This window comes from Mesorhizobium sp. WSM4871 (genome assembly GCF_055811295.1).
The window spans coordinates 581813-600548 of record NZ_JBVVPU010000002.1 but is presented as its reverse complement, the minus strand read 5'-3'; the positions used below and the strand labels follow the sequence as shown (position 1 = coordinate 600548).

The window sequence follows — 18736 nt, the reverse complement described above, 5'->3', positions numbered from 1 at the left end:
CGGTATGGCCGAGAAGCGCACCGAAGCGCATCACCAGAATGCCGAGGGGCTGGATATCCAGGCCCCGGACGCCATCCTTTCCTCATTGGCCAATGCCCAGATCGAGGCCGCCAGGGCCGTGCGCGGCGCCATTCCGGCAATAGCCGAAGCGGCCGGGATCATCGCCGGCCGGCTGAACGGCGGCGGCAAGCTCGCCTATGCCGCGGCCGGCAGCTCGGGCCTGATGGCGCTGGCCGATGCGCTGGAACTGCCGGGCACTTTCGGCATCAAGCGCGACCGCATCGCCATCCTGATCGCCGGTGGCGACGAAGCCTTCAGGACGCTGGCCGGCGGTCCGGAAGACGACGCCGGCGAAGCCGCGGCCGCGGTCGCCGCTGCTGGAATCGGCAAGGATGATTGCCTGATCGCCGTTTCGGCCAGCGGCTCGACGCCTTATGCGGTCAGGGCGCTGGAGGAGGCGCGCAGGCGCGGCGCCGCCACCGTCGCCATCGCCAACAACAGCGACGCGCCGCTGTTGCGGCTGGCCGATATCGCCATCCTGCTCGAAACGCCGCCGGAGCTGATCGCCGGCTCGACGCGCATGGGCGCCGGCACCGCCCAGAAGATCGCGCTCAACATGCTGTCGACGCTCACCGCCATCCATCTCGGCCACGTTCACGACGGCTACATGGTCAATCTCATGGCCGACAACATCAAGCTGCGCGACCGCGCGGCGCGCATCGTCGCCGCCATCTCGGGGCGCGGCAGGGACGACGCGGCGCATCTGCTCGAAAAGAGCGGCGGCGCCGTCAAGACCGCCATTCTGCTCGCCGCCGGTGCCGCCAGCGCCGACGAGGCGCGGAAGATACTGGAAGGGACCGGCCAAAAGCTGCGACCGGCGCTTTCCGCGCTGGAGCATGATTCCGAAAAGTGGAAACCGCTTTTCGGAAAAGATCATGCTCGAACAAAGAAGTAGAGCCTGGTTCAATCCGATTTCCATCGGGGTGAAACGGGCTCGCGAGGGGAGCAAGGGGCGCAATGCCTCTGTTCTCATCAAAACCGAACCTGAAAAAGGTCAACAGGGAGACTGAGCATGACAACGAAACTACTGACGGCACTTCTTCTCGGCACCAGCATTCTCGGCTCCGCCGGGGCCGCTTATGCCGCCGACGTAACCCTCAACATCGAAAGCTGGCGCGGCGACGACCTTGCCATCTGGAAAGACAAGCTGATCCCGGCTTTCGAAGCCAAGAACCCCGGCATCAAGGTGGTGTTCGCGCCCTCGGCTCCGACCGAATATGACGCGGCGCTGGGCGCCAAGCTCGCCGCCGGCTCGGCTGGCGACCTGATCACCTGCCGCCCCTTCGACAAGTCGCTGGAACTCTACAAGAAGGGCAACCTCGCCGATCTCTCGTCGCTGCCCGGCATGGAGAATTTCTCCGACGTCGCCAAGGCCGCCTGGCAGACCGACGACGGCAAGGCGAGCTTCTGCGTGCCGATGGCCTCGGTCATCCACGGCTTCATCTACAACAAGGACGCTTTCGACAAGCTCGGCATCAAGGCACCGGAGACGCGTGACGAGTTCTTCGCCGCGCTCGACAAGATCAAGGCCGACGGCACCTACATCCCGATGGCGATGGGCACCAAGGACCTCTGGGAAGCCGCGACCATGGGCTACCAGAACATCGGTCCGAACTACTGGAAGGGCGAGGAAGGCCGCGCGGCGCTGATCAAGGGCGAGCAGAAGCTGACCGACAAGGACTGGGTCGCGCCCTATGAAGAGCTGGCCAAGTGGAAGCCTTATCTCGGCGACGGCTTCGAGGCGCAGACCTATCCGGACAGCCAGAACCTGTTCACGCTCGGCCGCGCCGCCATCTATCCGGCCGGCTCGTGGGAGATCGGCCTGTTCAACACCCAGGCGCAGTTCAAGATGGGCGCCTTCCCGCCGCCGGTCGAGAAGGCCGGCGACACCTGCTACATCTCCGACCACACCGACATCGGCATGGGTCTGAATGCGGCCTCGAAGAATGCCGATGCGGCCAAGACCTTCCTGTCCTGGGTCGCCTCGCCCGATTTCGCCTCCATCTACGCCAACGCGCTGCCGGGCTTCTTCAGCCTGAACAACACGCCGGTGAAGATGGAGGACCCGCTGGCGCAGGAATTCGTCTCCTGGCGCGGCAAGTGCAAGTCGACGATCCGCTCGACCTACCAGATCCTGTCGCGCGGCACGCCGAACCTCGAAAACGAGACCTGGGTCGAATCGGCCAACGTCATCAACGGCACCGATACGCCGGAAGCTGCCGCCAAGAAGCTGCAGGACGGCCTCGACAGCTGGTACAAGCCGGCGAAGTAAGGCTCGGATAACAAGCAGGCCGTGCAAGTGGACGGCCCTGCTTTTTTCGATAGCATCGACTGCAACCGACGGCGCCGCCCCTCATCCGCCTGCCGGCACCTTCTCCCCGTATAGTGACGGGGAGAAGGGACTAGCCGCAACGCTGGTGACCCCTCTCCCCGTCCTTCACGGGGAGAGGGTAAGGGTGAGGGGCAGCGCTGACGTCAAAAGCATTTGCCCAGACCTGATCGGCGGGGATCGAACTCATGGCCGCAGCACCCAAACGACCTTTCCGCTGGCACATCGGCATCTTCCTGGCGCCGGCGGTGCTCGTCTATACGGCGATCATGATCCTGCCGCTGGCCGGCACGCTGCAGCTGTCGCTGTTCCGCAACATCGACCAGTCCCAGGTCTTCGTCGGGCTGGAAAACTTTCGCACGCTGTTCGGCGACCCCAACTGGTCGGTCAATTTCTGGAACGCGCTGCGCAACAATGTCTGGTTCTTCATCATCCACATGCTGGTGCAGAACCCGATCGGCGTCATGCTGGCCGCACTTCTGTCCAGCCCGAAGCTGCGCTTCGCGGCCTTCTACCGCACGGCGATCTTCGTGCCGACCATCCTGTCCTTCGTCATAGTCGGCTTCGCCTGGAAGCTGATCCTGTCGCCGCTATGGGGCGTGGCGCCGAACCTGATGGATCTGGTCGGGCTGAAGAGCCTGTTCACGCCGTGGCTCGGCAAGGAAGAATATGCGCTGACCACGCTCAGCCTGATCTCGGTTTGGCAGTTCGTCGGCATCCCGATGATGCTGATCTATGCCGCATTGCTGTCCATCCCCGACGAGGTGATCGAGGCGGCCGAATGCGATGGCATCACCGGCATGTCGCAATTCTGGAAGATCAAGCTGCCGCTGATCCTGCCGTCGATTGGCATCATCTCGATCCTCACCTTCGTCGGCAATTTCAACGCCTTCGACCTGATCTACACCGCGCAAGGGGCGCTCGCCGGCCCGAACTATTCGACCGACATCCTCGGCACCTTCCTCTATCGCGCCTTCTTCGGCTTCCAGTTGCAGGTCGGCGATCCCAACATGGGTGCTGCGATCGCCACCATGATGTTCCTGATCATCCTCGGCGGCGTCTGCGTCTACCTCTTCCTCGTGCAGACGCGCCTGCGTCGCTATCAGTTCTAGAGGGGCGAGATGTCGAGCTTGAGCACCCCCCTCTGGCCTGCCGGCCATCTCCCCCTCAAGGGGGGAGATTGGATGTCATCACCGCTTTCGCCAATCACCGACGTCGCAGAAGGAACCCCTTGGGCGAAGCTGCCGATCTCCCCCCTTGAGGGGGAGATGTCCGGCAGGACAGAGGGGGGTGCCTTGGCGCAAAACCAGGAGACTCTGGGATGAGCACGGCAACCCGTTCGCTGCCCCGCACCATCGGCGCCCATGCGATCCTGTTGACCTACACGGTGATCGCGCTGTTCCCGGTGATCATCGTGATCATGAATTCGTTCAAGTCCCGCGCGGGTATCTTCGGCGCGCCGCTGACGCCGCCGACGCCAAAAACCTTCGACCTGATCGGCTACACCACGGTCATCGGCCAGGGCGATTTCATCCACTATTTCCAGAACAGTCTCGTCGTCACCGTCGCCTCGCTGTTCTTCGTGCTTCTGTTCGGCGCCATGGCCGCGTTCGCGCTGTCGGAATATCGCTTCCGCGGCAATACGATGATGGGGCTCTATCTCGCGCTCGGCATCATGATCCCGATCCGCCTCGGCACCGTCGCCATCCTGCAATTGATGGTGGCGAGCGGGCTGGTCAACACGCTGACGGCGTTGATCCTGGTCTACACCGCGCAAGGCCTGCCGCTGGCGGTGTTCATCCTGTCGGAATTCATGAAACAAGTGTCCGACGATTTGAAGAATGCCGGCCGCATCGACGGGCTGTCCGAATACACCATCTTCTTCCGGCTGGTGCTGCCGCTGGTCAGGCCGTCGATGGCAACCGTCGCCGTCTTCACCATGATCCCGATCTGGAACGATCTGTGGTTCCCGCTGATCCTGGCGCCATCGGAGGAGACCAAGACGGTGACGCTCGGCGCACAGCTCTTCCTCGGCCAGTTCGTCACCAACTGGAACGCGATCCTGGCGGCGCTGTCGCTGGCGATCATGCCGGTGTTGATCCTCTACGTCATCTTCTCGCGGCAGCTGATCCGCGGCATTACCTCCGGAGCCGTCAAGTGAGTGATGGTCGAGAGATTGTCGTACAGGCCCTTGTCGAGACAGCGAGACGCTATGGTTTTCGAGGCGTTCGCGCCATGAATTTCTATCGGGAGTGGCCGGAGACCATCTGCTTGCTAAACCTTCAGAAGTCTTCCTGGGGGCCGCAGTTCTATATCAATGCCGCTGTCTGGTTTACACGGCTCGGGGCGGAGCGTTGGCCGAAGGAATACAACTGCCACATTCGTTGGCGCGTCAATTCCCAGATGGAAGACGACCAGTCGAAGGCATTCACGCAGGCGCTCAATCTTGAGCATCCCTTGTCTGACGACCAGAGGCTTCCGATGATCACGGAAGGAGTCGATACCTACGGCTTCCGGCTTTTGTCCCGCTGTGACAGCGAAAAAGCGGCTTTGCAGGTCGCGGAAGAATGCGGGCCACACGTAATGGTGGCTCTCGCAGCCCGCAGTCAAGAAAAGGCGAATTGAAATGACCGAACATCTTCGCGTTATCGTCGCCGGCCTGGGCAATATGGGCCGCAGCCATGCGTTAGCCTACCACACCGATCCGGGTTTCGAGATCGCGGCGCTGATCAACCGTTCCGACGTGCCACTGCCGGATGGGCTTGCCGGCTATGGCATCAGGCGCTCCTTCGACGAGGCCCTGCGCGACGAAAAACCCGATGTCGCCTGCATCGCCACCTATTCCGACAGCCATGCCGACTATGCGGTGAAGGCGTTCGAGGCCGGCTGCCATGTCTTTGTCGAAAAGCCGCTGGCAACCACCGTCACTGACGCAAAGCGCGTCGTCGCGGCCGCCAAGGCCAACGGCAAAAAGCTGGTGATCGGCTATATCCTGCGCCATCACCCGTCCTGGATCAGGCTGATCGCTGAGGCGCGCAAGCTCGGCGGCCCCTACGTGCTCCGCATGAACCTCAACCAGCAATCCTCGGGCCACACCTGGGAGACGCACAAGCAATTGATGCAGACGACGTCGCCGATCGTCGATTGCGGTGTGCACTATCTCGACGTGATGCTGCAGATCACCGACGCCAGACCGGTCGAGGTGCGCGGCATGGGATTGCGGTTGACCGATGAGATCGCGCCCTCGATGTACAATTACGGCCATCTGCAGGTGCTGTTCGATGACGGTTCGGTCGGCTGGTACGAAGCCGGCTGGGGTCCGATGATTTCGGAAACGGCTTTCTTCGTGAAGGACGTCATCTCGCCGAATGGCTGCGTGTCGATCGTGATGAAGGAGGGTGTGAAATCCGACGACATCGACACCCACACCAAGACCTCGACCATCCGCCTGCACAGTGCCGTGACGGGCGCCGACGGCAAGTTCGCCAGGCCCGACGAAATGCTGTCGATGGACGGCGAACCCGGCCATCAGGATCTCTGCGATCTCGAACAGGCGTTTGTCCTGAAGGCCATCCGCGAGGATCTCGATCTGACCCGCCATATGGACGACGCGGTAAAATCGCTCGCCGTCTGCCTTGCCGCCGACGAGAGCGTGCGCAGTGGAAAGGCGGTGCGCCTATGACAAGAGAATTGTCGTCAGGGGTTGCGCTCTACGGCGCCCCCCTCTGGCCTGCCGGCCATCTCCCCCTCAAGGGGGGAGATCAGTTGTCGGCATTCCTTTCGCCAATTTCCAGCGCCGCAAGGTGGCGCGCGGCCGCGAAGCTGCCAATCTCCCCCCCTGAGGGGGAGATGGCCGGCAGGCCAGAGGGGGGTGCCTTGGCGCCCACTCATCAATCCGGAGGATCGAAGTGGGCTCGTTGAACATCGAGAACGTGAAGAAGGCTTTCGGGCCAGTCGAGGTGCTGAAGGGCATCAACCTCGAAGTGACGGATGGCGAGTTCGTCGTCTTCGTCGGACCCTCGGGCTGTGGCAAGTCGACCTTGCTGAGAGTCATTGCCGGCCTGGAGGATTCGACCTCGGGCCGCGTCGTCATCGACGGCGAGGATGTCTCGGCCACGCCGCCGGCCAAGCGCGGCATCGCCATGGTGTTCCAGACCTACGCGCTCTACCCGCATCTGACGGTGAAGAACAATATGGGCCTCGGCCTGAAGCAGGCCGGCACGCCGGCGGCCGAGATCGAGCGCCGCATCGGCATCGCCTCATCGATGCTGTCGCTGGAGCCTTATCTCTCGAGGCGGCCGGCCGAACTCTCCGGCGGACAGCGCCAGCGCGTCGCCATCGGCCGCGCCGTGGTGCGCGAGCCCAAGCTGTTTCTGTTCGATGAACCGCTTTCGAACCTTGATGCGGCTCTACGCGTCAACACGCGACTGGAGATCGCGCAGCTGCACCGCCGGCTGAAGGCGACGATGATCTACGTTACTCACGACCAGGTCGAGGCGATGACGCTGGCCGACAAGATCGTCGTGCTCAACGCCGGCAGGATCGAGCAGATCGGCGGTCCGATGGAGCTTTACAATTCGCCGGCCAATGAATTCGTTGCCGGCTTCATCGGCTCGCCGAAGATGAATTTCGTCGATGGCGCGAGACTCGGCGAGACCCCCAAGACCATCGGCGTCCGCCCGGAGCATCTCACCGTCGATCCGAAATCCGGCACCTGGAAGGGCACGGTGGTCCACGCCGAGCATCTTGGCGCCGACACCAATCTTTATCTCGATTGCGAGAAGGTCGGGCTGATCACCGTGCGCATCTTCGGCGTCTACAATGCCGAACCGGGAGCCACGCTCTACGCGACGCCGGATCCGGCGAAGACGTATAGGTTCGGGGCCGATGGGAAGGTGCTGAAGTAGCGGCGCCGGCGCGCCCTCTTTCCTCTCCCCCGATCGACGGGGGAGAGGAAAGGCGCGAACCGTCACCTCTCCTTCCGGAGCACCACAAGGAATGGAGAAGATGCGCCTACAAATCCGCCCTGAACGTCTGCTTCTGCGTGCCCATGCCTTCGATGCCGAGCTCAACCACGTCTCCCGCCTTCAGGAACACCGGCGGCTTCATGCCCAGCCCAACGCCGGGCGGCGTGCCGGTCGAGATGATGTCGCCCGGATGCAGCGACATGAACTGGCTGAGATAGGAAACGAGATAGGCGACGCCATAGACCATGGTCTTGGTCGAGCCGTTCTGCATCGTCTTGCCGTTGACCTTCAGCCACATCGGCAGGTTCTGCGGGTCCTTCACCTCGTCCTTGGTGACCAGCCACGGCCCGATCGGCCCGAATGTGTCGCAGCTCTTACCCTTGGTCCACTGGCCCTGCCGCTCGGCCTGGAAGGCGCGCTCGGACACGTCATGCGAGACGCAGTAGCCGGCGACATAGTCGAACGCATCCGCTTCGCTGACATATTTCGCGGTCTTGCCGATGACCACGCCAAGCTCGACCTCCCAGTCGGTCTTGACCGAGCCGCGCGGGATCAGCACGTCATCGTCAGGCCCGACAATGGCCGAGCTTGCCTTCATGAAGATGATCGGCTCCGGCGGCACGGTGGCGCCGGTTTCGGCGGCGTGGTCGGAATAGTTGAGCCCGATGCAGATGAACTTGCCGGTGCCGGCAACGCAGGCGCCGATGCGCGGGCTGCCGGAAACCGCCGGCAGCGACTTCGGATCGAGCTTTGACAGCATGTCCAGTGAGGCTGGATGAAGCGCCGTGCCGGCGATGTCGGCGACATGGGCGGAGAGGTCGCGGATAGTTCCATCCGCATCGATGAGGCCGGGGCGTTCGCTACCCGCCTCGCCATAGCGCAGCAGTTTCATTCTTTTTCTCCCAGTTGAGACCAGAGGCCGTTTGCAAACTCGCTCCGCTGCGGCGAATGGCGTGGTTTTTGAGCACCGGAGCGGAGCGTACTTAAAGTACGTGAGCACCGGAAGCGCAGAAAACCGCGCCAGGCGCCCGGCGGAGTAGAGTTTTCAAATGGCCTCTTATATCGACCAGCCACCGTCGATATTATAAGCCTGCCCCGACGTATAGGTGGCGCCGGCGAGATAGACGGCGAGATCGGCGATTTCCTCGGGCGTCCCCAGCCGGCCCATCGGCTGGCGGGCAATGAAGGCGGCGCGGGCCGCCTCATAGTCGCCCTGCGCATGCATGCGGTCCTGCAGCGACGGGCTCTCGACAGTGCCCGGGCAGATGGCGTTGCAGCGTATGCCCTTGCCGACATAGTCGGCCGCGACCGCCTTGGTCAGGCCGATGACCGCAGCCTTGGTGACGCCATAAGCGAAGCGGTTGGGCACACCCTTGCCGGCGCCGGCGACCGAAGACATGTTGATGATCGATCCGTCGCCACGCTCCAGCATTCCCGGCAGCACGGCGCGGATGGTGCGGATCATGGCGCGCACATTGAGGTTGAAGGCGAAGTCGAGATCGGCATCCTTCATCTCGAGGATCGAGCCTGAGTGGACGAAGCCGGCGCAGTTGAACAGCACGTCGACGACGCCGATCTCGGCGAAGGCGGCGCTGACGGCCTCATCGTTCAGCACGTCGAGCTTGCGGGGCTTGATCCCTGAGGTCTTACCGAGTTCGGCGAGCAGCGCCTCGTTGATGTCGGTGGCGTGCACCACGGCGCCTGCCTTGGCGAAAGCCAGCGCGCTCGCCCGGCCGATGCCTTGCGCCGCCGCCGTAACGACCACCACCTTGCCTGCCAAATCCGCCATGCTTTTCTCCTCGCCCGCTCGGGTCATCTGCATTTATCGGCCGGCGGCCAAGGCGTCATGTACCAGTCAGGCGCTATCATGCGGCCTGCGCCCGGCCGTTCACTGATAAAAATGTTTTTTCTCGTTAAAGAGCACGCATCCGGGCGTCAAGCCCGAACACGATCACCATTCAACTCGGAAACTCTCAATCGCCGTAGGGCACCCAGACGTTCTTGACCTCGACCGCACGGCGCAGCAAGGCATCGCCTGCCGCGTCAGCCGATGCCCAGTCGAGGCTGCGGCCGTTGCCGGTCCACACGCGTTTCAAATTGCCCACGGAGTCCGCTTCCGCCTTGGCGCAGGTCTCGGCATCGGCGAAGACCCAGAGCCCGTCGACATCGTCGTGCTTGGCCAGCACGCCGGCAAGCTCGGCGCTGCGGCCGGTGACGATGTTGATGGCGCCGGCCGGAACATCGGAATATTCGATGACCTGATAGAGATCGGTGGCGAGCAGCGGAAATTTCTCCGAAGGCACGGCCACCACCGTGTTGCCCATGGCTAGCGCCGGCGCCACCAGCGAGATCAACCCGAGCAGCGGCGCATTGCCCGGCGCCACGATGCCGACGACGCCGACCGGCTCGTGCAGCGCCAGCGTGACCGCCCGGGTCGGCGGCTGGTGCACCCGGCCTTCGAACTTGTCGGCAAGGCCGGCATAGAGGAACAGCCGCTCGATCGACTGCTCGACCTCTTCGCGCGCCACTTTCGCGGCGGCGCCGGTAAGTTCGCTGAGACGCGCCGCGAATTCATCGGTGCGGCCGGAGAGGTTCTCGGCCAGATAGTAGAGCACCTGGGATCTGTTATAGGCGGTAGCCTCCGGCCAGCCTTTGCAGGCCCGCGCGGCGGCGACGGCGTCGCGGATGTCCTTACGGTTGCCGAGACCGACTTCGCCGGCAAGTCTGCCCTTGGCAGTGGCTATATCAAGCGAATAATTGCCGTCCGGCCTGACCTGCTTGCCGCCGATGAACAGCTTTGCGGTGCGGTCGATGGCATCGCTTTCAGATCGCTCGACGGGCTGGGCCGACGTCGCCGCCGGCTTGATGGCTGGGTCGAGCGGCAGTTTTGCCGCGAGATATTCGAACATGCCCTCGCGTCCGCCTTCGCGGCCAAAGCCGCTCTCGCGGTAGCCGCCGAAGCCGCAGGCGGCGTCGAACATATTGGTGCCGTTGACCCAGACGACGCCGGCCTTCAATTGCGGCGCGACATGGAGCGCCAGGTTGACGTTCTCGCTCCACACCGAGGCAGCCAGCCCATACCGCGTGTTGTTGGCGAGTTCGATCGCTTCCTCGGTGTTGCGGAAGGTCATCGTCGCGAGGACCGGCCCGAATACCTCTTCCTGCGCGAGTATATTAGCCGGCGAAACACCGGTGGCGAGTGTTGGCAGATGGTAATAGCCGGAAGACGGCAGCGCCGCGTCCGGCTGCCAGCAGATCGCGCCCTGTTTCGCCCCTTCGGCGACCAGGCCCTTGACGCGGTCGAGCTGGCTTAGGTCGACCAGCGGGCCAATGTCGGTGTTCTTGTCGAGTGGGCTGCCGACGCGCAGCCGGCTCATCCTCACCTTGACCTTGGCGATGAAGGCGTCGGCGATGCCTTCCTGCACCAGCAGGCGCGAACCGGCGCAGCAGACCTGGCCCTGGTTGAACCATATCCCATCGACCAGGCCCTCGACGGCGCTGTCGAGGTCGGCGTCCTCGAAGACGATGAAGGCCGACTTGCCGCCAAGTTCCAGCGACAGTTTCTTGCCCGACCCCGCGGTGGCCTTGCGGATGATCTTGCCGACCTCGGACGAGCCGGTGAAGGCAATCTTCTGAATATCAGGATGATTGACGATTGCCGCGCCCGCCTCTGGCCCGCCCTGGACGATGTTGACGACGCCCTTCGGCACGCCCGCCCGTTCGCAGATCTCGGCGAACAGGATGGCGGTGAGGGGCGTGAACTCGGCCGGCTTCAGCACCACGGTGCAGCCGGCGGCAAGTGCGGGCGCGATCTTCCAGGCCAGCATCAAGAGCGGAAAGTTCCACGGGATGATCTGGCCGACGACGCCGACGCCCTTTTGATCAGGAAAATCCCTGTCCAGCGCCTGCGCCCAGCCGGCATGGTGGATGAAATGGCGGATGGCCAGGGGCACGTCGATGTCGCGGCTCTCGCGGATCGGCTTGCCATTGTCGATCGATTCCAGCACCGCAAACAGGCGCTGGTGGCGCTGCATGGCGCGGCCGATGGCATAGAGCACTTTGGCTCGGCTGTAGCCGGAGGACGCGGACCATTTCGGCAGCGCCTTGGCCGCGGCCGAGACCGCCGCGTCGATATCGGCCGCACCGGCATCCGACACCTTGGCCAGCAGTTTTCCGGAGGAGGGATCGCTGGTCTCGAAAGTCTTGCCGCTGCTGGCCGCTTTCCAATCGCCGCCGATGAACAGTGCCTTGCCGAAATCGCGTGCGGCCAGCCACGCATCGGCCTCGTTGCGCGCCTCTGGCGCCGGGCCGTATTCCATGGCGTGATAGCGTTCGAGAATGTTCATGGAGAACTCTTTCGCGAGGAAGATTTCGATTTTGGCAGGCGCTCTACGGCGCCCCCCTCGGTCCTGCCGGACATCTCCCGCTCAAGGGGGGAGATTGGCAGTTTCGACCGCATCGCCAATCTTACAACGTTGAAAATTGGCGAAAGCTGGGATGACATCCAATCTCCCCCCTGGAGGGGGAGATGTCCGGCAGGACAGAGGGGGGCGCGAAGGAACTCCACGTTCAAAACTCTGATCTAAGCCATCGCGTGGCGATGATTGGCCGAATAGTGACCTGTCAGATGGTGTTCGAGCTGGCGCTCGATGTCGGTCAAAAGGCTCGACGCGCCGAAGCGGAACAGTTCCGGCTCCAGCCATGGCCGTCCAAGCTCCTCCTTCATCAGCACCAGCCAGTCGAGCGAGGCTTTCGCCGTGGAAATGCCGCCGGCCGGCTTGAAGCCGATGAGATAGCCGGTCTCCTCGAAATAGGCGCGGATGGCGCGCACCATGGCGAGGCCGACGGGCAGTGTCGCGTTGACGCTTTCCTTGCCAGTCGAGGTCTTGATGAAATCGGCGCCTGCCATCATCGCCACCATGGACGCCAGCATGACATTGCGCAGCGTGGCGAGGTCGCCGGTGCCGAGAATGACCTTGAGATGCGCCTCGCCGCAGGCGGCGCGCATCGAGACGATCTCGTTGTAGAGTTCCTGCCATTTGGCGCCGAAAACCAGGCCGCGCGGAATGACGACGTCGATCTCGTCGGCGCCGTCGCGGACCGAGGCCTCGATCTCCTGCAGGCGCGTCGACAGCGGCGCCAGACCATGCGGGAAAGCCGTGGAAACGGCGGCGACATGGATGCCAGTGCCGCGCACGGCGTCGACAGCGGTGGCGACGAAGGGATGATAGACGCAGACCGCCGCCGGACGGATGGTTTCGCCCGTAATGCCAAGGCCCTCAACGATGTCGCGGCGGAACGGGTTGATCGCCTTGGCGCAGAGCCGGCGCACACGCTCCTCGGTGTCGTTGGAATTCAGCGTCGTCAGGTCCATGCAGGCCACGGCGCGCAGCAGCCAGGCGGCCTGGTTGTCGGCCTTGATCGAGCGCCGCTTGGTCAGGCTGGCGACGCGGCGTTCCAGCGCCGAGCGGTTGACGCTGCGCACCGATTCCATGAAGCCGAGATCGAGCCGCATGCCGGGATTTCGGGCAATGGCGTGGTCTGGCGGTACGGGTGTGTTGGCGGCGGCGCGCGCCGGCAGTGGCGTCACCTTGGATGCGCCGCCACCAAGGCCGGCCTCGCGGATTGTGCTGCTCATCTCCTGCCCCTTTGTTCAGCGATCATGCCGAAGATAGCCCGCGAAGTCGCACTTCACGAGTCTTTCACGCGGTCATAACGGAAAAAGGCGGCCGAAGCAGCCAGTTTTTGACCGAAAGGTCAAATCTGGCTTTGGAACGAAGCGTCTGCCCTCAGCCGACGAAGGCGCGCTCGACAACGAAGCTGGCCGGATGGCTCAGCGAGCCTTCCTGGAAACCGAGATTCTCGGCCAGTTCCTTGACGTCCTTCAGCATGTGCATCGAGCCGCAGATCATGATGCGGTCGGTCTCGGGATCGAGCTTGTCGATGCCGAGGTCGCTGTAGAACTTGCCGGAACCGATCAGCGCGGTGATGCGGCCCATGCGCTCGGACTCTTCGCGCGTCGTCGAGTTGTAGAGCGTGACGCGGCCGCCGGTCAGCTCTCCGATCAGCGGATCGTTCTCCAATGCCGCGACCAGTTCCTGGCCATAGGTGAGTTCGGCTTTGTCGCGGCAGGTATGCGTCAGGATCACCTGCTCGAACTTCTCGTAAGTGTCGGGGTCGCGCAGCAGGCTGGCGAAGGGCGCGATGCCGGTGCCGGTCGAGATCATGAACAGGCGCTTGGCCGGGGTCAGTGCGTCCAGCACCAGCGTGCCGGTCGACTTCTGGCGCATGATGATTGTGTCGCCGACCTGGATCTTCTGCAGCTCGGAAGTCAGCGGGCCGTCCGGCACCTTGATGGAGAAGAACTCCAGCTCGTCATCCCAGGCAGGACTGGCGATGGAATAGGCTCGGAACACCGGCTTCTCGGCATTGGGCAGGCCGATCATGACGAACTCGCCGGAACGGAAGCGCAGCGACTGCGGCCGGGTGATGCGGAAGGAAAACAGGCGGTCGGTGTAATGCTTCACCGAGACGACCGTTTCGGCATAGACATTGGCCGGTATGGGGAATTGCAGCGGGCGGGCGCCGGCGGTGTTGAACGCGGATGTGGTGTTCATCAAATCCAACCTTCTGGCGCGCTGACGCCAAACCTTCTCCTGCGCGCCCGAACCGGTCAGGTTCCAGCGTGCCGTTTGCACACTCCGAAGCGGTAAGCTCTTGTGTCCGGAATTTATTAGTATACAAACGATATTTGCGTCAAGAGACCGTCGTAAAACACCTTTCCAAACTAAGACATATCCATAGTCCGGGCATTTCGGGTTTCGACAATGAAAGAGAATTTTTCGGCGCGGGCGCTGGATTCCCTGGGCAGCGTCGTCGCCGGCATCGATGTCGGCGGAACCTTCACCGACCTGCTTTTGATCGACGGCCGGGATGGCGGCAGGGTGCATATCGCCAAGACCCCGACCACGGTCGACAACCAGGCCTTCGGCGTCGTTTCGGCGCTCGGTGTCACCGGCTTTCCCATCGACCGCATCGACCTCATCGTGCATGGCACGACCACCACCACCAATGCCGTGCTCGAACGCCGGCTGGCCAGGACCGGCATGATCACCACGCGCGGCTTTCGCGACGTGATCGAGCTTGGCCGGCGGACCCGGCCGCAGCCCTATGGCATGACGGGCACATTCGTGCCGATCATTCCCCGCAATCTGAGGCTCGAAGTGTCGGAGCGGGTCGAGGCCTCGGGCGCGATCCGCGAGCCGCTCGACGAGGCCGGAATGCGCGCAGCGGTTTCACAATTGATCGCCGCCGGTTGCGAATCCCTCGTCATCCATTTCCTGCACTCCTACGCCAACCCCGCGCATGAGCGGCGCGCCGCCGAAATCGCCGCCGAGCTCTGGCCGAACGGCTACATAACGACGGGCCATGCGCTGCTGTCGGAAGCGCGCGAATTCGAGCGCGGGGTGACGGCTTCGGTCAACGCCTCGGTGCAGCCGATCCTCGAACGCTATGTCGAAAGGCTGCGCAGGGAGCTGGCGGCCAAGGGTTACGCCCGCGACTTCCTGATCATGAACGGCAATGGCGGCATGATCTCGGCCCGCTTCGTCACACGTGAATCGGCCAAGACCGTCATGTCAGGCCCGGCCTCCGGCGTCATCGCAGCCGCCTATACGGGAAGACGCGCCGGCTTCGAAAACCTCGTCACCTACGACATGGGCGGCACCTCGACCGACGTGGCGCTGATCCGCAATGCCGAGCCCGCCGTCTCGAACGAGATCGAGATCGAATATGCCATGCCGATCCATGTGCCGATGGTGGCGGTGCACACGGTCGGCGCCGGCGGCGGCTCGATCGCCCGCGTCGATGCGGTCGGCCTGATCCAGATCGGCCCGGAAAGTGCGGGCGCCAATCCTGGCCCGATCTGCTACGGACGCGGCGGCAGCGAACCGACCATCACCGACGCCAATCTGATATTGGGCCGGCTGGCGCCGAAGAAGCTGCTGGCGGTCGAAAATCCGGTCACCGTCGAGCGCGTCACCGGTATTTTCGAGAACAGCATTGGCAAGCCGACCGGCCTGTCCGGCGTCGAGGCGGCCGGCGCGGTGCTCAGGCTGGGCAACATGAAGATGGCCGGCGCCATCCGCATGGTCTCGGTGTCGCGTGGCCACGATCCACGCGATTTCGCGCTGTTCGCCTTCGGCGGCGCCGGGCCGCTGCATGCGACCGCCCTGGCGCGCGAGCTCGGCCTGCCCAAAGTGCTGGTGCCGGCGCGGCCCGGCATCACCAACGCGCTCGGTTGCGTCGTCGCAGATCTCCGGCACGACTTCGTCAACACGGTCAACCAGCCTGTGGCGGGGCTCGATGAAACCCAGCTTCATTCGATATTGGAACGGCACCGAAACGAAGGCGATGAGCTGATCGGCAAGGAAGCGGTGAAGCCGGAGACGATCCGCGTCACCCACTCCGCCGACATGCAGTTCGTCGGCCAGACCCACATCATCAACGTGCCGCTGCCGTCGTCCTCGGTGACCCGGCACGAATTGCAGCAGCTGTTCGAAAAGGCATATTTTGCCCGCTTCAAGGTCGAACTCCCGGAGATCCGCGCCAATCTGGTCAATCTCAACACCTCGGTGACGGGTGTTCGGCCGGCAATCGATCTGTCGCGCCTGATCGACCCGGCGGGGCGTGCCAAGACGCTCGACGAGGCACGGCGCGAGATCCGGCCGGTCTGGTATGCCGGCACGTGGCACGACACGCCGGTCTATATCAGGGAAAAACTGCCGCTCGATGCCATCATCGAAGGCCCGGCGATTCTCGAACAGATGGACGCCACCACCGTGCTCGAGCCCGGCGACCGGGCGCGTTCGGACGCCGACGGCAACATCATCATCGACATTGGCGAGGCCTGACAATGCCAGCATCCAGGGCAAAGCTCGACGCCATCACGCTTTCGGTGCTTCAGGCGGCCCTGCAGCAGGTCTGCGACGAGATGGACCTGACCTTCTCGCGCGCCGCCTTCTCGCCGGTCATCGCCGAGGCCAACGACCGCTCCGACGGCATCTATTCGGCGGTCGACGGCTCGCTGATCGCGCAGGGCAGCCAGGGCCTGCCGGTGTTCGTCGGCGTCATGCAATATTCGACCCGGACGGTGATCGAGATGATCGCCGACGGCCGTTGCCTGCCGCCCGAGCCGGGCGATATCTACATCGTCAACGACCCCTATCTCGGCGGCACCCATCTGATGGACGTGCGCTTCGCCATGCCGGTCTACAGGGGTGGCAAGATTTTCTGCTGGCTGTCGAACACCGGCCACTGGCCCGACATTGGCGGCTCGGTACCCGGCGGCTTCTCGGCTTCCGCGACGGCGGTCGAGCAGGAAGGCCTGCGGTTGCCGCCGGTCAAACTGTTCAAGAAGGGCGTGCTCGATCCGGAGATCTACGCCATCATCTGCTCCAACATCCGCGTTGCCGACCAACGCATCGGCGACATCAGGGCGCAGGCGGCTGCCCTGCTGATCGGCCAGGATCGGCTCAATGGGATCCTGGATCGTTACGGTGACGAAACTGTTGTCGAGGCGATCGCCGAACTGCGCCGCCGCGCCGCTGAACAGATGCGCGCCAACATATCGGCCATCCCGGACGGCATCTACCGGTCCAAGGCCTTCGTCGATTCCGACGGGGTGGTGAACGAGCCGCTGACCATTGCGCTGGCGGTCGAGAAGCATGGCGACACGCTGAGCTTCGATTTTTCCGGGTCATCCAGGCCTTGCGCCGGGCCGATGAACAGCGTGCTGGCGACGACCTTGTCCTCGGTCTATCTCGCCATGCGCCATATTTTCCCGGACGTGCCGATCAGCGCCGGCGCCTTCGAGCCGCTTCACGTCAAGCGTCCCGAAGGCACTTTCCTCGACGCCAGATATCCGCGCCCGGTGTCGGGTTGCGCGGCCGAGGTGTCGCAACGCATCGCCGAGGCGGTGTTCGCCGCCATGGTCCAGGCGCTGCCGGACAGGGTGACGGCGGCGCCCGCCGGTTCCAGCGGCAATTTCGCACTTGGCGGCAACGACCCGGCGCGCGGCCGCGACTATGTCATGTACCAGATCTCCGGCGGCGGCTATGGCGGCAATGCCGGTCACGACGGCCTGACCAATGGTTGCTCGACCATCGGCATTTCCAAATCGCCGCCGGTCGAGATCATGGAACAGGCCTTTCCGGTGCTCTATCGCCACTATGCCCTGCGCGAGGGCTCGGGGGGCGCCGGCAAGCATCGCGGCGGCTTCGGCCTCGCCTACGAGGTCGAGATCCTGCGCGGCGACGCCCGCGCCTCCTTCGTCATGGACCATGGCCGTTTCGGCCCGCAAGGCGCGCTCGGCGGCAAGGATGGCGCGGTCAACACGGTGACCGTGTTCCGTAACGGCGAAGCGCACGTCCCGCCGCATCTCTCCAAGGAGCAGGACATCCCGTTGCAGGCCGGCGACCGCGTGCGCGTCGGCACGCCCGGCGGTGGCGGCTATGGCGATCCGTTACTGCGCGATCCGGAACTGGTCGCTCAGGATGTCAGGCTAGGGTACTATACAGCCGAGCAAGCTAGGGACATGTTCGGAGTCGTAATGGATGACCAATCCAAATCGCTTGGAAGCTGAGCCTGCGTCTGAACTGGCCCACGCGGTCGAGCGTGTCTATGACGTCTTCGCGTCTTATCCGCTGCCCCGGCTTCTCCACAGCTCGCCGATCGAAGATGCGGAGGCAATCTTTCGGGCAGTAGCCAGTGATAAGCTACGGCAACTCAGCGGCGAAAAACTCGGCACCTATGCCGGATCGGCCGTATGGACAGTCGGCGACGTCGATGATTACCGGCACTTTCTGCCGAGGGTGCTTGAACTTGCCATCCAAGGCGAACCTTCGATGGGGTTCGACGCCAACGTGATTGCCGCAAAGCTCGAAAGGGCCTCTTGGCGCGATTGGCCATCGGAAGAACAGCAGGCCGTCGAAGTCCTGTTTCAGGCTGCCTGGCAAAAGACGTTGAGCAAGCACCCCGATGAAGGGGATGCTGTTCCCTGGCTGGAGGGCATGGTGCTTGCCGGGATGGATGTGGCAGGCGCACTGGCCGCCTGGCGTGAAAGCCCTTACCCCGAAGCCATGCTGCACTGTGCGGACCTGATTACCAGCAACATCAAGAAACTCGACAAGGGGCGCATGATCGTTAGCGAACAGGTCACCGCATGGCTTTTGTCCGAAAGCCTCGCCCGGCATTTGTTCACCGTCGCGGTCGAGGCTCCGTTGCGCTCAGACGATCGCGAAAAACTCGCTTGGGCGAGCGAGACCATCGAGAATAATCTGAAGCGTCCCGGAAACTAAAGGCAATGCCTGGCCACGCCGTG

15 protein-coding genes are annotated in these 18736 nt (G+C 63.6%); 10 read left to right on the top strand and 5 right to left on the bottom strand.

The features are described from left to right. The first annotated feature begins 4 nt into the window (after positions 1-4). From AC0L2H_RS06285 to AC0L2H_RS06255, 7 genes are all read left to right on the top strand, one after another. Positions 5-955 carry an N-acetylmuramic acid 6-phosphate etherase gene (locus tag AC0L2H_RS06285; protein ID WP_473589386.1) on the top strand — a complete coding sequence of 317 codons (951 nt, stop codon included), beginning with the start codon at positions 5-7 and terminating at the stop codon, positions 953-955. A gap of 117 nt (positions 956-1072) precedes the next feature. Next, positions 1073-2332, top strand: coding sequence for an ABC transporter substrate-binding protein (locus AC0L2H_RS06280; RefSeq protein ID WP_473589385.1), 1260 nt, complete (start codon positions 1073-1075; stop codon positions 2330-2332). A 245-nt stretch (positions 2333-2577) separates the two neighbouring features. After that, complete coding sequence (locus tag AC0L2H_RS06275; RefSeq protein WP_473589384.1) at positions 2578-3501, top strand: carbohydrate ABC transporter permease; 924 nt, start codon at positions 2578-2580, stop codon at positions 3499-3501. 209 nt (positions 3502-3710) lie between these two features. Continuing rightward, positions 3711-4550, top strand: coding sequence for a carbohydrate ABC transporter permease (locus tag AC0L2H_RS06270; RefSeq protein ID WP_097577214.1), 840 nt, complete (start codon positions 3711-3713; stop codon positions 4548-4550). Next, positions 4547-5014, top strand: coding sequence for a DUF4304 domain-containing protein (locus tag AC0L2H_RS06265; protein ID WP_473589383.1), 468 nt, complete (start codon positions 4547-4549; stop codon positions 5012-5014). Before AC0L2H_RS06270 ends, AC0L2H_RS06265 begins: the two co-directional genes overlap by 4 nt. 1 nt (position 5015) lies before the next feature. Further along, positions 5016-6071, top strand: coding sequence for a Gfo/Idh/MocA family protein (locus AC0L2H_RS06260; RefSeq protein WP_473589382.1), 1056 nt, complete (start codon positions 5016-5018; stop codon positions 6069-6071). A gap of 226 nt (positions 6072-6297) precedes the next feature. After that, the gene (locus tag AC0L2H_RS06255) at positions 6298-7296 is read left to right on the top strand and encodes an ABC transporter ATP-binding protein (protein WP_473589381.1); all 999 of its coding nucleotides are present in this window, start codon (positions 6298-6300) and stop codon (positions 7294-7296) included. A 106-nt stretch (positions 7297-7402) separates the two neighbouring features. Here the strand turns inward: AC0L2H_RS06255 and AC0L2H_RS06250 are convergent, their stop codons facing one another. The 5 genes from AC0L2H_RS06250 to AC0L2H_RS06230 all read right to left on the bottom strand — a co-directional run bounded on the left by AC0L2H_RS06250 (position 7403) and on the right by AC0L2H_RS06230 (position 13973). Continuing rightward, complete coding sequence (locus tag AC0L2H_RS06250; protein WP_473589380.1) at positions 7403-8248, bottom strand: fumarylacetoacetate hydrolase family protein; 846 nt, start codon at positions 8246-8248, stop codon at positions 7403-7405. Positions 8249-8413: 165 nt separating this feature from the next. Then, positions 8414-9145, bottom strand: a complete 732-nt coding sequence (locus AC0L2H_RS06245) for an SDR family oxidoreductase (RefSeq protein ID WP_473589379.1) — start codon at positions 9143-9145, stop codon at positions 8414-8416. Positions 9146-9329: 184 nt separating this feature from the next. Continuing rightward, positions 9330-11702: an aldehyde dehydrogenase family protein gene (locus AC0L2H_RS06240; RefSeq protein WP_473589378.1), complete on the bottom strand. Its 2373-nt coding sequence runs from the start codon at positions 11700-11702 to the stop codon at positions 9330-9332. Between the two features lie 236 nt (positions 11703-11938). Continuing rightward, positions 11939-12994, bottom strand: coding sequence for a deoxyribose-phosphate aldolase (gene deoC, locus AC0L2H_RS06235; protein ID WP_473589377.1), 1056 nt, complete (start codon positions 12992-12994; stop codon positions 11939-11941). A gap of 151 nt (positions 12995-13145) precedes the next feature. Then, positions 13146-13973 (bottom strand): ferredoxin--NADP reductase, encoded by an 828-nt coding sequence (locus AC0L2H_RS06230; RefSeq protein WP_473589376.1) that lies wholly within the window; start codon positions 13971-13973, stop codon positions 13146-13148. Between the two features lie 210 nt (positions 13974-14183). On the opposite strand from AC0L2H_RS06230, the gene AC0L2H_RS06225 reads away from it, so the two are divergent. From AC0L2H_RS06225 to AC0L2H_RS06215, 3 genes are read left to right on the top strand one after another with little or no spacing between them, the layout of a single operon-like run. Further along, on the top strand, positions 14184-16268 hold the full coding sequence (locus tag AC0L2H_RS06225; protein WP_473589375.1) for a hydantoinase/oxoprolinase family protein: 2085 nt from the start codon (positions 14184-14186) through the stop codon (positions 16266-16268). Between the two features lie 2 nt (positions 16269-16270). Beyond that, positions 16271-17998, top strand: coding sequence for a hydantoinase B/oxoprolinase family protein (locus AC0L2H_RS06220; protein ID WP_473589374.1), 1728 nt, complete (start codon positions 16271-16273; stop codon positions 17996-17998). Beyond that, positions 17970-18713 (top strand): hypothetical protein, encoded by a 744-nt coding sequence (locus AC0L2H_RS06215; RefSeq protein ID WP_473589373.1) that lies wholly within the window; start codon positions 17970-17972, stop codon positions 18711-18713. Before AC0L2H_RS06220 ends, AC0L2H_RS06215 begins: the two co-directional genes overlap by 29 nt. Positions 18714-18736: the final 23 nt, after the last annotated feature.